11 protein-coding genes are annotated in these 13,843 nt (G+C 72.1%); 9 read left to right on the top strand and 2 right to left on the bottom strand.

Going from position 1 to position 13,843, the window contains the following annotated elements; translation table 11 throughout:
* Positions 1-2 precede the first annotated feature (2 nt).
* Both F6W97_RS11745 and F6W97_RS11740 read right to left on the bottom strand, forming a co-directional pair.
* The gene (locus F6W97_RS11745; protein WP_155370275.1) at positions 3-1,157 is read right to left on the bottom strand and encodes an LLM class flavin-dependent oxidoreductase; all 1,155 of its coding nucleotides are present in this window, start codon (positions 1,155-1,157) and stop codon (positions 3-5) included.
* 104 nt (positions 1,158-1,261) lie between these two features.
* Complete coding sequence (locus F6W97_RS11740; RefSeq protein ID WP_196279090.1) at positions 1,262-2,506, bottom strand: SfnB family sulfur acquisition oxidoreductase; 1,245 nt, start codon at positions 2,504-2,506, stop codon at positions 1,262-1,264.
* A 386-nt stretch (positions 2,507-2,892) separates the two neighbouring features.
* On the opposite strand from F6W97_RS11740, the gene F6W97_RS11735 reads away from it, so the two are divergent.
* The 9 genes from F6W97_RS11735 to F6W97_RS11695 all read left to right on the top strand — a co-directional run bounded on the left by F6W97_RS11735 (position 2,893) and on the right by F6W97_RS11695 (position 13,721).
* Entirely contained in the window at positions 2,893-4,566 is a 1,674-nt protein-coding gene (locus tag F6W97_RS11735; RefSeq protein ID WP_155370274.1) for an ABC transporter substrate-binding protein, read from the top strand.
* Between the two features lie 2 nt (positions 4,567-4,568).
* Positions 4,569-5,501 carry an ABC transporter permease gene (locus F6W97_RS11730; RefSeq protein WP_155370273.1) on the top strand — a complete coding sequence of 311 codons (933 nt, stop codon included), beginning with the start codon at positions 4,569-4,571 and terminating at the stop codon, positions 5,499-5,501.
* Positions 5,498-6,364, top strand: coding sequence for an ABC transporter permease (locus tag F6W97_RS11725; protein WP_230686599.1), 867 nt, complete (start codon positions 5,498-5,500; stop codon positions 6,362-6,364). Before F6W97_RS11730 ends, F6W97_RS11725 begins: the two co-directional genes overlap by 4 nt.
* On the top strand, positions 6,361-8,049 hold the full coding sequence (locus F6W97_RS11720) for a dipeptide ABC transporter ATP-binding protein (RefSeq protein WP_155370272.1): 1,689 nt from the start codon (positions 6,361-6,363) through the stop codon (positions 8,047-8,049). The genes F6W97_RS11725 and F6W97_RS11720 overlap by 4 nt, the downstream gene beginning before the upstream one ends.
* Positions 8,042-9,445, top strand: coding sequence for an LLM class flavin-dependent oxidoreductase (locus F6W97_RS11715; RefSeq protein ID WP_155370271.1), 1,404 nt, complete (start codon positions 8,042-8,044; stop codon positions 9,443-9,445). Before F6W97_RS11720 ends, F6W97_RS11715 begins: the two co-directional genes overlap by 8 nt.
* An 11-nt stretch (positions 9,446-9,456) precedes the next feature.
* On the top strand, positions 9,457-10,008 hold the full coding sequence (ssuE, locus tag F6W97_RS11710) for an NADPH-dependent FMN reductase (RefSeq protein WP_155370270.1): 552 nt from the start codon (positions 9,457-9,459) through the stop codon (positions 10,006-10,008).
* A 1-nt stretch (position 10,009) separates the two neighbouring features.
* Positions 10,010-11,218 carry an acyl-CoA dehydrogenase family protein gene (locus F6W97_RS11705; RefSeq protein ID WP_230686598.1) on the top strand — a complete coding sequence of 403 codons (1,209 nt, stop codon included), beginning with the start codon at positions 10,010-10,012 and terminating at the stop codon, positions 11,216-11,218.
* A gap of 88 nt (positions 11,219-11,306) precedes the next feature.
* Complete coding sequence (locus F6W97_RS11700) at positions 11,307-12,656, top strand: LLM class flavin-dependent oxidoreductase (protein ID WP_155370269.1); 1,350 nt, start codon at positions 11,307-11,309, stop codon at positions 12,654-12,656.
* A 15-nt stretch (positions 12,657-12,671) separates the two neighbouring features.
* Positions 12,672-13,721 (top strand): aldo/keto reductase, encoded by a 1,050-nt coding sequence (locus tag F6W97_RS11695; RefSeq protein WP_155370268.1) that lies wholly within the window; start codon positions 12,672-12,674, stop codon positions 13,719-13,721.
* Positions 13,722-13,843: the final 122 nt, after the last annotated feature.

Raw genomic sequence — 13,843 nt, 5'->3', positions numbered from 1 at the left:
TTCTATCGGGTCTTGGCTGCGGCGAAGGGGATGTTCGGCAGTTCGCGCGCCGGGTCGCCGGCCGGGTGCGTCCACAGGCCGCGCTCGCGCAGGATCGGCAGCACGCCCTCGCCGAACCAGTACGCCTCCTCGACGTGCGGGTGGCCGGAGAGGATGAACTCGCTGATGCCGAGGTCGGCGTACTCGGCGATGCGGTCGGCGATCTCGGTGTGGCTGCCGACCAGCGCGGTGCCCGCGCCGCCGCGGACCAGGCCGACGCCCGCCCACAGGTTCGGGGCGATCTGCAGGTCGTCGCGCTTGCCGCCGTGCAGGGCGAGCATGCGCTTCTGCCCCTCGGACTCGCTGCGGGCCAGGCCCGCCTGCACCTTGGCGATGTCGTCGTCGCTGATGCCTTCGAGCAGCTTGCGGGCCTGGGCCCAGGCCTCGTCGGCGGTGTCGCGGGCGATGACATGCAGCCGGATGCCGTAACGCAGCTCGCGGCCCTCCTCGGCGGCGAGCTTGCGGATCCAGTCGAGCTTGCCGGCGACCTGCGCGGGCGGCTCGCCCCAGGTGAGGTAGACGTCGGCGTGCTTGGCGGCGACCGGGCCGGCGGCCTGGGACGAGCCGCCGAAGTAGATCGGCGGCACGGGGTCGGGCACCCGGGGGATGGTCGCGCCCTCGATGCGGTGGTGCTCGCCGGTGAAGTCGACGCTGCCGCCCCGCCACAGCGAGCGCACGACGTGCAGGAACTCGTCGGCGCGGGCGTAGCGGGCGTCCTTGTCGAGCCAGTCGCCGTACGCGCGCTGCTCGTGGGTCTCGCCGCCGACGACGACGTTGAGCAGCAGCCTGCCGTTGGAGTGGCGCTGGAAGGTCGCGGCCATCTGCGCGGCCAGGGTCGGCGACAGCAGGCCGGGGCGGAACGCGACGAGGAACTTCAGGCGTTCGGTGACCTCGGTGAGCATCGCGGTGGACAGCCAGGCGTCCTCGCACCAGGCCCCGGTCGGCGTGAGCGCGCCGACGAAGCCCAGCTGCTCGGCGGTGCGGGCGATCTGGCCGAGGTAGGCCAGGGTCGCCGGGCGCGCGCCGCCGGCCACGCCCGCGGGCAGGCCGTGGCCGCCGCCGACGATGAACCGGCTGTCGCCGTAGGTGGGCAGGAACCAGTGGAAGGTGAGGCTCATGTGCTGTCTCCGTGCTGTTCGGGTGGGTCGCGGTCCGGGAGCCGCCACGCCGTGGTCGCCGAACTCGCGGCGTCGCGGCTCCCGGACCGACGTCTGTCGGGCGGTCAGAGCAGGCCGTGGCGGGGTGGGGGAGTGCCGTTGAGGGCGGCGCGGCCGAGGTGCTGGATCTTCCAGCGGACGGGGTCGTGCAGGGTGTGGGTGCGGGCGTTGCGCCAGTGCCGGTGCAGGTTGTACTCGTCGAGGCTGGACCGGGTGCCGCTGACTTCGAACAGGGCGCTGCTGATCTCGTTGGCGGCGCGGTCGGCGTACGCCTTGGCGGCGGCGACGGCCAGCGACGCGCCGGCGGCGGAGTCGTCGTGCAGGTCGGCGGCGGCCCGGTCGACCTCGGCGGCGGCGTGGGCCAGCAGCGCGCGGGCGGCCCGCAGCTGCAGGTCCAGCTCGCCGAAGCGCTGCACGAGCAGCGGGTCCTCGGCGGCGGTCGGCACGTCGGCCTCGAACCAGGGCCGGGTCTTGGTGCGCACGAACTCGGCGGCGTCGGACAGTGCGCCCTCGGCGATGCCGACGTCGATGGCGGCGTGCACGATCTGCGCGAACGCGCCGTAGAGCTGCGGGCCGGTGAAGGTCAGGTGGTGCGGGACGATCCGGTCGGCGGGCACGGCGACGCGGTCGAGGTGCACGGTGCCGCTGGCGGTGGTGCGCTGGCCCATGCCGTTCCAGTCGTCGACGACGGTGACGCCGGGGTCGTCGGCGGGGGTGTACGCGACGTGCAGCCTGTCGTCGTCGGCGCGGGCCAGCACGGCGATCCAGTCGGCGAACAGCGCGCCGGTGGCGTAGAACTTCGTGCCGTCGAGCCGGTAGCCGTCGCCGTCGGGGGTTAGCCGGGTGCGGTAGTCCATGAGGTGCTTGGTGCCGGTCTCGGACTGGGCGTTGCCGATGCGCCTCCCGGCGAGCACCTCGCCGAAGAAGAACCTGCGCTGCTCGGCGGTGCCGTTGTGGCGCAGCACGTTGACGTACACGAAGTGGCTGTGCGGGATCTGGGCGATGTTCGGGTCGGCGGCGGCCAGCAGCCGGAAGACCTCGGTCACGGTGGCCGTGCTCGCGTCGGCGCCGCCGTTTTCGGCGGGCACGGTGATGGCCAGCAGGCCGCTCGCGCTCAGCCGGGCGATCTGCGCGTGCGGCAGCCGGCGGTCGGCGTCGCGTTCGGCCGCGCGGGCCGCGAACTCCACGGCGAGCGCCGCCGCGACCCGCAGCGCCTCGGCGTCGTCACGGATGACGTGCGCGGGCACGGTGTCGGGAATGGACAACGCATCGACGGGTGCCGAAACGAGATCCGGTGTGGAGCTGACCATGAACGGATGCTGACACGCGCAGGTAGGGCAGCACAATCCATCGAGCAGATAATTCATATTAAATCTATGGGATATACAGGAGAAGTGTGTGAGCTGGGTCACAAAAGCCTGGACGGTCTTGCCGCGGCGCTCCTACGGTCCCTACCCATGAAGCGGAGCCTGCGCCTGACCCAACGGCGCCATGTGGACTTCCAACGGGTGTGCAGCAGCGGCTGTTGACGCCGCGCACCGGCCTGCCTCAGGCCTGATCGTTCCGCGGCGTCGCGCCGAGCGGCACCGTAGCCCTCGCCCCGACCCGCGCTCCTCGACTCCGAGTCCCGAGCCGCTCTCGACCCCACGAGAGCGGCCGTCTCGGCACACCCCTACCCCTTGTGAAGGGCTTCACCGTGCGTTTCATCCTGTCCACCCGCCTGCTCGCCGCGACCGTCGCGATCGGAGCACTGGCCGCCTGCGGCTCCGGCGGCGGCACCACTCCCGCCAGCGCGGACGCGTCGTCGCGTACCGCAGGGGAGGTGCTCAACGGCGGGGGCGCCCCCGCCGACGGGGGCATCCTGAACCTGTCGATGTCCGCCGACCCGCTGTGCCTCGACCCGCACGCCATCTCCTCCGACGTGGAGCAGATCTTCGGGCGCATCCTCACCGACAACCTCATCTACCTCGACGCCGCCGGCAACCCCGGGCCGTGGCTGGCCGAGAAGTGGGAGATCAACACCGACGGCACCGTGTACACGTTCCACCTGCGCAAGGGCGTGACCTTCAGCGACGGGGCGGTGTTCGACGCGGCGGCCGTGGTCGCCAACTTCGAGCACATGCTCGACCCGGACACCCGCTCGCCGCTGGCCGGGCCCTACATCGCGCCGTACGACAGCAGCCGCATCATCGACCCGTACACGCTGGAGGTGAAGCTCAAGCAGCCGTACACCCCGTTCCTGGACGTGCTCGCGCAGGGCTGGCTCGGCCTGCTGTCACCCAAGGCGATCAAGGAGAGCACCCCGGCGCAGCTGTGCGAGAAGCCGGTGGGCTCCGGTCCCTTCGTGCTGACCGGGTACACCAAGACGCAGGGCGCCACGTTCGCCAAGCGCCAGGGGTACGACTGGGCTCCGCCGCAACTCGGCCTGACCGGCGCGGCGCACCTGGACGGGATCAACGTCTCCTGGGTCGGGCAGGACGCCGTCCGGTTCAACTCGCTGGTCAGCAACCAGTACCAGGCCACGGGCTACGTGCCGGCGCAGAACGCCGCCGCGGTCAAGAGCGACCCGAAGCTGGTGTACTCCAACGTCAACCGGATCGGGCTGCCGTACACCATCGAGTTCAACACCTCCCGGGCTCCGTTCGACGACCTCGCGATCCGGCAGGCGTTCGTCGCCGCGGTCAACCGGGAGGCCCTGGTCAAGACCGTCGGCTTCGGTGAGCGGCAGCTGGCCACCAGCTTCGTCGACCGGGTCACCAAGTACTACGACCCCGAGGTGAAGCTGCGCGGGCACGACCTGAAGCTGGCCGACGAGCTGCTCGACAAGGCCGGCTGGACCGGCCGCGACGCCGAGGGCTACCGCACCAAGGACGGCAAGACCCTGCTCGTGCAGTGGCCGGTGGCCCAGACCGCCACCATCAGCCCGATCTTCGACCTGGTCCAGGCGCAGGTGAAGGCGGTCGGCATCAAGGTCAACATCGAACTGCTGCCCAGCGCCCAGCTGACCACCCGGCGCTACGGCGGCGACTACGACCTGTCCGCGGGCGTCTGGCACACCAACACCCCGGACGTGCTCTACGTCAAGTACGCCACCTTCAGCATCCCCAACGACAAGCGCCTCGGCCAGAACACCTCCCGCATCAGCGACGCCCAGCTCGACGGCTGGCTGGAGGAGGCCCGGCGCACCGGCGACAAGACGAAGCTGACCGAGCTGTACAGCAAGGCCCAGCAGCGGCTTACCGAGCTCGTGCCCGGCTTCCCCGTCTACGACAACTCCGTGCTCTGGGCGTTCAGCGCCAAGCTGCACAACGTCGTCGTCGACACCTCCCACGGCACCCCGTACTTCGCCTACGCCTGGCTGGAGAAGTAGCCATGCGCCAGCTGAAACGCATCGCCACCCGGTTCGCCGCCGGCATCGGGGTGCTGTGGGGCGCGGCGACGCTGTCGTTCGTCGCGCTGCACGCCACCGCCGGCGACGCGGCCCTGGCCACGGTGGCCGGGGACGGAGCCAACCCGACCCAGGCCGTGCTCGCCCGGGTACGCGCCGACTACGGCCTCGACCAGCCCCTGTGGCAGCAGTACCTCGGCTACCTCGGCCGGCTGCTGCGAGGGGATCTGGGCGAGAGCTACCAGCAGCGGGTGCCCGTCGCGAAGGCGATCGGGGAGCAACTGGGCGAGACGGTTCAGCTGGCACTGGCGGCCGCGCTGGTCGCGGTCGTCCTGGCGGTGGGGACCGCGGTCCTCACCGCCAGGAGGCGGCCGTGGATCCGCTCCGCGGCCTCCGGGACCGAACTGGTCCTCACCTCGTTCCCCACCTTCGTGCTCGGCCTGGTGCTGCTGATCGTGTTCTCGTTCCAGGCCGGCTGGTTCCCGGTGTCGGGTAACGACGGGCTGTCCGCGCTGGTCCTGCCGACGTTCACGCTCGCCCTGCCGATCGCGGCGACGCTGTCGCAGGTGCTGCGCACCGAACTGGAGGAGGTCCTCGAACAGCCGTTCATCCTCACCGCCCGCAGCCGCGGCATGCGCGACGCGGGCGTGCGGCTGCGCCACGCCCTGCGGCACGCCCTCATCCAGATCGTGACCATGTCCGGGTTCGTCATCGGCGGCCTGCTCGGCGGCGCGGTCATCACCGAGACGCTGTTCGTGCGCCGCGGCGTCGGCCAGCTCATGCTCACCGCCACCACCACCAAGGACATCCCCCTGGTACTGGGCGTGGTCCTGTTCGCGGCCGCGGTCTACGTGGTCGTCAACCTCGTCGTCGACATCGTCTACGGCCTCATCGACCCGAGAGTGGTGACCGCGTGACCGCCATAACCGTCCCCGCCGTCCTACCCGAACGGCGCGACCACACCGCGGGCCGGCGGCGGGCCTTCCGGCCCGGCGTCGCCCTGGGCCTGGCCTTCCTCGGCCTGCTGGCGGTCGCCGCCGTCGCGCCCGGACTGCTCACCTCGCACGACCCGTTGGAGATCAGCACCGCGGGCGCGTTCGTGCCGCCGAGTGCCGAACACCTGCTCGGCACCGACCAGTCCGGCCGCGACACCCTGGCCCGCATGGTCTACGGGGCGCGCTCGTCGCTGGTGATGGGCCTGGGCGCGACCGCGATCGCGGTCGCCCTCGGCTCCGCGATCGGCCTGCTCGCGGGCCTGGCCAACCGGTACGTCGAGGGCGCGGTGATGCGGCTGATCGACGTGGCGCTTTCCATCCCGGACCTGCTGCTGGCCCTGGTCGTCATCACCCTGCTGGGCACCGGCACGGTCAACGCCCTGTTCGCGGTCGCGTTCGCCAGCGTCCCGTACTACGCCCGGATGATCCGCGCGCAGACGCACGTGGTCCGCGACGCGACCTACGTCGAAGCGGCCACCGCACTGGGGCTGCGCCGCCGTACGGTGATCCGCCGGCACATCCTGCCCAACGCGTTCAAGCCCCTGGTCGTGCTGGCCACCATCGGCGTCGGCAACGCCATCGGCGCGGGGGCTTCGCTGAGCTTCCTCGGCCTGGGCACCAAACCGCCCGCGCCGGAGTGGGGCAACATGCTCTCGCTGGGCATCCAGTACATCTCCAACGACCCGTTCATGGTCATCGTGCCGGGCCTGGCCATCACACTGACCGTGCTGGCGGTCACCGTCGTCGGCCGCGACCTGCGCCGCCGCACGGAGGGCCGGTCATGAGCGCGCTCGGCACGGCGCCGGACGCGGCCACGGTCGGCGGCCGGGACCCGCAGGCCCCGCTGGTACGGGTCGACGACCTGCGGGTGTCGTTCGGCAGGCACGGGGCCGACGTCGTGGACGGGGTGTCGTTCACCATCGCGCCGGGGGAGTGCCTGGCCCTGGTCGGCGAATCCGGGTCGGGCAAGAGCGTCACCGCCCGCACCCTGGTCGGGCTCACCGGGTACGGCGCGCGGGTGCGGGCGGCGGCCCTGGAGTTCGACGGCCGCGACGTGTCCCGCAACACCGAACGGCACTGGCGCGGCATCCGCGGCGCACAGGTCGGCTTCGTGCTCCAGGACGCGCTCAGCTCGCTCGACGCGCTGCGCCCGGTCGGCCGGGAGATCGCCGAACCGCTCGCCCTGCACACCACCCTGACCAAGGCCGCCCGCGTCGAGAAGGTCCTCGACCTGCTGCGCTCCGTCGGTGTCCCCGAACCCGAACTGCGCGCCCAGCAGTACCCGCACCAGCTCTCCGGCGGCCTGCGGCAGCGGGCGCTGATCGCCTCCGCGATCGCCTGCGCGCCCCGGCTGCTCATCGCCGACGAGCCCACCACCGCACTCGACGCCACCGTGCAGGCGCAGATCCTCGAACTGCTCGGCGAGCTCAAGCGCGGCGACGCGGGCATGCTCGTGGTCAGCCACGACCTGTCCGTCGTCGCGCGGCTGGCCGACCGGGTCGCGGTGCTGCGCGCCGGGCGCATCGTCGAGCAGGGCCCGACCCGGCAGGTGCTGGAGGACCCGCGCGACGAGTACACGAAGGCACTTCTCGCGGCGGTGCCCGCGACGCACGCCAAGGGCACCCGGCTGTCGTCGGCGCCCGCGGCCGCGATCCGGGCCACGCCGCGCGAGTTCGACCGCACCACCCCGATCGTGGCAGCGGAAGGACTGGTCAAGGCGTACACCGGACCCGACAAGGTCAACCGGACCGTGGTCCGTGAAGTGTCCTTCGCGGTGCACCCGGGGGAGACGCTCGGCATCGTCGGGGAGTCCGGATCGGGCAAGACGACGACCGCCCGGCTGGTCCTGGGTCTGGAACGGGCCGACGGCGGGCACGTCAGCGTGCGCGGCCGCCGCTGGGACAGCCTCACCCCGGCCGACAAGCGGGCCGAGCGCCGCCGGCTGCAGATCGTCTACCAGGACCCGCTCAGCTCGTTCGACCCGCGCTACACCGTCGAGCGGGTGCTCGGCGAGGCCATCGGCGTCACCGGGCTGCGGGCCGCGTTGCGCCGCGACCGCGCCGTCGAGCTGCTCGAACAGGTCAGCCTCGGCGCGGAGCACCTCAAGCGGCGGCCGCTGGAGCTGTCCGGCGGGCAGCGCCAGCGGGTCGCGATCGCCCGCGCGCTGGCCCCGGAACCGGAGCTGATCGTCTGCGACGAGCCGGTGTCGGCGCTGGACGTGTCGGTGCAGGCGCAGATCCTGGACCTGCTCGCCGACCTGCAGGAACGGCTCGGCATCGCGTACCTGTTCATCTCGCACGACCTCGGCGTGATCCACCACGTCAGCGACCGGGTGCTGGTGATGAAGGACGGCGAGGTCGTCGAGTCCGGCGACGTGCGCCAGATCTTCACCGCGCCCGCGCACGAGTACACCCGCACGCTGCTGTCGGCCGTGCTCACCCCCGCCAGCCAGGGAGGCCCGCGTGCCTAAGAAGATCCACGTCAACCTGTTCGAGATGAACTGCGTCGGGCACATCTCCCACGGCCTGTGGGTGCACCCCGACAACAACCGGCACCGCTTCAACGACATCGAGTTCTGGACCGAGCTGGCGCAGTTGCTGGAGCAAGGGACCTTCGACGCGGTGTTCCTGGCCGACGTCATCGGCGCGTACGACGGTTTCCGGGGTGGGCCGGAGACGGCGCTGCGGGAGTCCGTGCAGATCCCCAACAACGATCCGTTGCTGCTCATCCCGGCGATGGCGGCGGTGACCCGCAACCTGGGGTTCGCGGCCACGTTCTCGACGACCTACGAGCCGCCGTTCGCGTTCGCGCGCCGCATGTCGACGCTGGACCACCTGACCAAGGGCCGGGTGGCGTGGAACGTGGTCACGTCGTACCTGCCCAATGCGGCCCGCAACTTCGGCCTGGCCGACGAGGTCGAGCACGACCGGCGGTACGCCATCGCCGACGAGTACCTCGACGTGCTGTACAAGCTGTGGGAGGGGTCCTGGGACGACGACGCGGTGATCCGGGACGTCGACAACCGGGTCTACACCGACCCGGCGAAGGTCCGCTACATCAACCATGTCGGAGAGAACTACCGCGTCGCCGGGCCGCACCTGAGCGAGCCGTCCCGGCAGCGCACCCCCGTGATCTACCAGGCCGGGGCGTCGGACGCGGGACGCGGCTTCGCGGCCAAGCACGCCGAGGCGGTGTTCGTCGGCGGGTTCTCCCTCGACGACGTGCGCGCGAACATCGAGGACACCAAGGACCGGGCGGTCGCGTACGGCCGCGACCGTGACCACATCAAGTTCCTCGCGGGCGCGGCCGTCATCGTCGGCCGCACCGACGCCGAGGTGGACCGCAAGGTAGCCGAGTTCCGGCGGCTGCGCAGCGTCGAGGGCCACCTCGCGCACGCCGGAGCGGGCCTGGACTGGACCCGCTACCACCCCGACGAGCGGGTCGCCGACATCATCGCCAGGCAGGACCCCGGCCACCAGCGCCTGACCAGCCGGTTCCGGCCCGAGCAGACCGTCGGCGAGGTCCTCGAACGGTTCGGCGGCTTCGACCGCGGCCCGTTCTTCGTCGCGGGCACGCCCAAGGTCGTCGCCGACGAGCTGGAGCGCTGGGTCGACCACGGCGGCATCGACGGCATCAACCTGCGCCAGTTCCTGACCCCCGGCACCGCCGCGGACTTCATCGAACTGGTCGTCCCGGAGCTGCGGCGGCGCGGCCGCTACCGGGAGTCCTACGACGAGGGCGAGACGCTGCGCGAGCGGCTGTTCGGGGCCGGGCGGTCCCGGCTGCCCGCCGTCCACCCCGGGGCCCGCTACCGCGATCCCGCCGCGCTCGCGGCCACCACGCCCGAACCCGTGCCCGTCGGCTGAGGAGGAACCCCATGCCCTCGATCCTCGCGATCTCCGGATCGCCGTCGCCCACCTCCAAGACCGCGCGCGTGCTCCGCCACGTCACCGACAACCTGCCCGGCTCCGGCTCGTACGAGGTCCAGCACCTCGCGGTCCGGGACCTGCCCGCCGAGGCGCTGCTCGGCGCGGACGTGCGCCACCCGGCGATCCTGTCGGTCGGCGCGGCGATCGCGGCCGCCGACGGCGTCATCGTCGCGACACCCGTCTACAAGGCCGCCTACAGCGGCATCCTCAAGTCGCTGCTGGACCTGCTGCCGCAGTACGCGCTGGCCGGCAAGGTGGTGCTGCCGCTGGCCACCGGCGGCACCCCCGCCCACGTGCTGGCCATCGACTACGCGCTGCGGCCGGTGCTGTCCAGCATGGGCGCGACGCACATCGTCGGCGGCTGCTTCATCCACGACAAGACGATCGTCGACACCGACACCGGCGGCATCCTGCTCGACGCCACCGGGCAGGCATTCCTGGACACCGTCGTCACCGGCTTCACCGACGCCCTCGCCGCCCGCTACCTGCAGGCGGCCTAGCGTGCCGAGCACAGAATCGGACCTGGCCGGACCGGCGACCGAGGCGCTCAGCGCGCGGGTGCTGCACGAGCGGGCCGCGCCGGTGCTCGCCGGGATCCGGGCCGGTGCGGCCGACCGCGAACGGCTGCGGGAGCTGCCCTTCGACCAGGTCCGGGCGGTGGCGAAAGCACAGCTGTTCGCCTTCCGCATCCCCGCGGAGCACGGCGGCGCGGCGGCGAGCGTACGCGACACGATCCGTTTCATCGTGGACCTGGCCGCGGCCGACTCCAATGTCGCCCAGGCGCTGCGGCCCGACTTCTCGTTCGTGGAAGGCCTGGTCGCACAGGGCTCCGACGCCGAGCGCAGGACCTGGTTCTGCCGCCTGCTGGCCGGGCAGGTCGTCGGCAACGCGGGCTGGGAGATCGGTGGGGCCAACGGCGCGATCAGCGCCCGGATCACCCGGGAGGGCCCGCACCACCGGGCCAAGGGCAGCAAGTACTACAGCACCGGCTCGCTGTTCGCGGACTGGGTCAGCGCCACCGCCCTCGACGACGACGGGCAGCCGGTCTCCTTCATCGTGCCCCGCGACCGAGAGGGGCTGCACCTGCACGACGACTTCGACGCGATCGGGCAGCGGCTGACCGCCAGCGGCACCACCGACCTCGACGACGTCGTCGTGTACCCGCACGAGCTGCGCGACCGGCGCGGCTTCCGCGACCGGCGCTCGCCGGTGACCGCATTCCTGCAGCTCTACCTGGGGGCGGTGCTGGCCGGCATCGCCCGCGACGCGCTGACGGACGCGACCGCGTTCGCCCGGGACAAGGCCAGGCCGATCAAGCACAGCACCGCGGCACGGGCCGTCGACGATCCGTACGTGCGGCTGGCGGTGGGGGAGATCGCCTCGCGGGCGTACGCCGCCGAAGCGGTGGTGCTCGCCGCGGCGCAGGCCATCGACGACGCCTGGGCGGCCGACCTCGCCGAGGACGTGCTGGTGCGGGCCTCGGTCCAGGTCGCGCAGGCGCAGTACGTCGCCGCCGAGGCGGCGCTGCGCGCCGGGGAGCTGGTCTTCGACGTCGGCGGCGGCTCGGCCACCGCCCGGACCCACAACCTCGACCGGCACTGGCGCAACGCCCGCACCGTCGCCAACCACAACCCGCGCCTGTGGAAGGCCGCGGCCGCGGGCGCGTACCACCTCACCGGCGAGCAGCCCCCGCTCAGCGGGCTGTTCTGACCCCTGCCGGCGAAGGCCGCGAGCACGCGTCACGTGCCGATCCCATGCCCGGCCAGGGCGCAGATTTCAGCAGCAAGGAGCAACTCCCATGAGCACCAAGCCGCGGCAGATGAGCATCGGCATGAACATCCTCGGGTTGGGCGGGCACAGTTCAGCCTGGCGTTACGGCGAGGTCGATCCGCTGTCCTACCTCGACATCGGCTACTACCAGAACATCGCCCGCATCTCCGAACGCGGCACCCTCGACGCGATCTTCCTCGCCGACGGGCCCGCGCTGGCCGGAGACCCCGGCGGCGGGCCGAGCGGCCGGCTTGAGCCGACCCTGGTGCTGACCGCGATCGCGCTGGCCACCGAGCGGATCGGGGTCATCGCCACCGCGTCGACCAGCTACAACGATCCCTACAACCTGGCCCGGCGGCTGGCCTCGCTGGACCACCTGTCCGGCGGCCGGGCCGCCTGGAACATCGTCACCACCGCCGGGGACGCGGCCGCCCGCAACTTCGGGCTCACCGGCGCACCCGTGCACGACGACCGGTACGGCCGCGCCGAGGAGTTCGTCGACATCGCCGTCAAACTCTGGGACAGCTGGGAGGACGACGCGATCATCGCCGACCGGGCCCGCGGCGTGTTCGCCGACCGGGACAAGGTGCACACCATCGACCACGAGGGCGGCCACTTCGCCGTACGCGGCCCGTTGAACATCCCGCGTTCGCCGCAGGGCCGCCCGGTGCTGGTGCAGGCCGGTTCTTCCGAGCACGGCAAGTCCCTGGCCGCCCGCAGCGCCGACGCCGTGTTCACGGCGCAGACCACCCTGGAAGACGGGCAGGCCTTCTACGCCGAGATGAAGGCCCGCGCGGCCGCGTTGGGCCGGGACCCCGACTCGCTGAAGATCATGCCGGGGCTGTCGACGGTGATCGGCAGCACCGAGGCCGAGGCGCTGGCCCGGCAGGCCGAACTCGACGAGATCCAGGGCATCGAGGCGCAGCTCGGGCAGGTCGCGCAGCGGCTGCAACTGGACCGCAGGCACCTCAAGCTCGACGAGGAGCTGCCCTGGCACCTCATCGGCGACGCGCTGCGGGTCGAGAACGGCTCGCGCGGCTTCTTCGACGCGCAGATCAACCTGGCCAGGCGCGAGAAGCTCACCGTCCGCCAGCTCGCCGGGCGCATCCGCTCCGGGCACCGGCTGGTCGCCGGATCGCCCGAGCAGATCGCCGACACGCTCGAAGAGTGGTTCGTCAACGGGGCCGCCGACGGGTTCAACCTGATGCCCGACATGTTCCCGTCCGGCGCGGAGGTCTTCGTCGACCACGTGGTGCCGATCCTGCGCCGACGCGGACTGTTCCGCACCGAGTACACCGGCACGACCCTGCGCGACCACCTTGGTCTCGAACGCCCCGCCAGCCAGTACGCCGCCGTGCCGCACGCCGTCGCGGCCTGACCGAGGAGAACCACCATGACCGAGCTACGCCCCTTCGGCCGCACCGGCGTGAAGGTCAGCCCGCTGACCCTGGGCGCGATGAACTTCGGCGCCCGCGCCAACCCCGACCACGAGGACGGCATCCGCATCATCCACCGGGCGCTGGACGCCGGGATCAACGTCATCGACACCGCCGACGCCTACTCCCAAGGCGAGTCGGAGACCATCGTCGGCAAGGCCCTCGCGGGCGGCCTGCGGGACGAGGTGTTCCTGGCCACCAAGGTGCACATGCAGATCGGCGACAACCCCAACCACCGCGGCAACTCCCGGCGCTGGGTCATCCGGGAGGTCGAGAACAGCCTGCGCCGCCTGCAGACCGACCACGTCGACCTGTACCAGATCCACCGCCCCGACGCCGACACCGACTTCGACGACACCCTCGGCGCGCTCACCGACCTGGTCCGCCAGGGCAAGATCCGCTACATCGGCACGTCGTGCTTCCCGCCGTCGGCGATCGTGGAAGGCCAGTGGATCGCCCAGCGCCGCGGGCGGGAGCGGGTCGTCAGCGAGCAGCCGCCGTACTCGCTGCTCAACCGGGGCATCGAGCGGGAGGTGCTGCCGGTGGCCCAGCAGTACGGCCTCGCGGTGATCCCGTGGAGCCCGCTCGCCGGGGGCTGGCTGTCCGGCCGGTACCACCGCGGGCTGACCGAGCCGATCTCGCTGCGCGCAGGCCGCCAGCCGGGGCGCTTCGACCCGACCCTGCCCGCCAACGCGACGAAGCTGGCTGCGGTCGAGCAACTGGGCGCCCTGGCGCAGGAGGCGGGGCTCTCGCTGATCCACCTCGCGCTGGCGTTCGTGCTGGAACACCCGGCGATCACCTCGGCGATCATCGGTCCGCGCACCTTGGAGCACCTGGAATCGCAGCTCGGCGCGGTGAAGGTGACGCTGTCGCAGGACGTGCTGGACCGCATCGACGAGATCGTGCCGCCCGGCACGGTCCTCAATCAGGCCGACGCCGGCTACCAGGCGCCTGCGATCACGAACCCCGCCCTGCGCCGCCGGCAGGCCGTCACCCCGGCGCGGTAACCCGTCGCGGCGAGGCTCCCCGGCGTGTCATGGTGAAAGGCATGCCCACCGCCTCCGGTCGTGGGGGGGGGCGGCCCCCCCCCGGCCCAACCCCACGGCCGCCCACAGCTGCGGCCAAGACC

This window comes from Catellatospora vulcania, from assembly GCF_009720385.1.
Lineage (GTDB): Bacteria > Actinomycetota > Actinomycetes > Mycobacteriales > Micromonosporaceae > Catellatospora > Catellatospora vulcania.
This window is presented reverse-complemented; position numbering and strand designations above follow the sequence as displayed.

What these genes read in the sequence shown, in the direction of transcription:
- F6W97_RS11730 (WP_155370273.1), top strand. Translation starts at nt 4,569, where the DNA reads ATGCGCCAGCTGAAACGCATCGCCACCCGGTTCGCCGCCGGCATCGGG.
- F6W97_RS11695 (WP_155370268.1), top strand. Translation starts at nt 12,672, where the DNA reads ATGACCGAGCTACGCCCCTTCGGCCGCACCGGCGTGAAGGTCAGCCCG.
- F6W97_RS11700 (WP_155370269.1), top strand. Translation starts at nt 11,307, where the DNA reads ATGAGCACCAAGCCGCGGCAGATGAGCATCGGCATGAACATCCTCGGG.
- F6W97_RS11745 (WP_155370275.1), bottom strand. Translation starts at nt 1,157, where the DNA reads ATGAGCCTCACCTTCCACTGGTTCCTGCCCACCTACGGCGACAGCCGG.
- F6W97_RS11740 (WP_196279090.1), bottom strand. Translation starts at nt 2,506, where the DNA reads ATGGTCAGCTCCACACCGGATCTCGTTTCGGCACCCGTCGATGCGTTG.
- ssuE (WP_155370270.1), top strand. Translation starts at nt 9,457, where the DNA reads ATGCCCTCGATCCTCGCGATCTCCGGATCGCCGTCGCCCACCTCCAAG.
- F6W97_RS11720 (WP_155370272.1), top strand. Translation starts at nt 6,361, where the DNA reads ATGAGCGCGCTCGGCACGGCGCCGGACGCGGCCACGGTCGGCGGCCGG.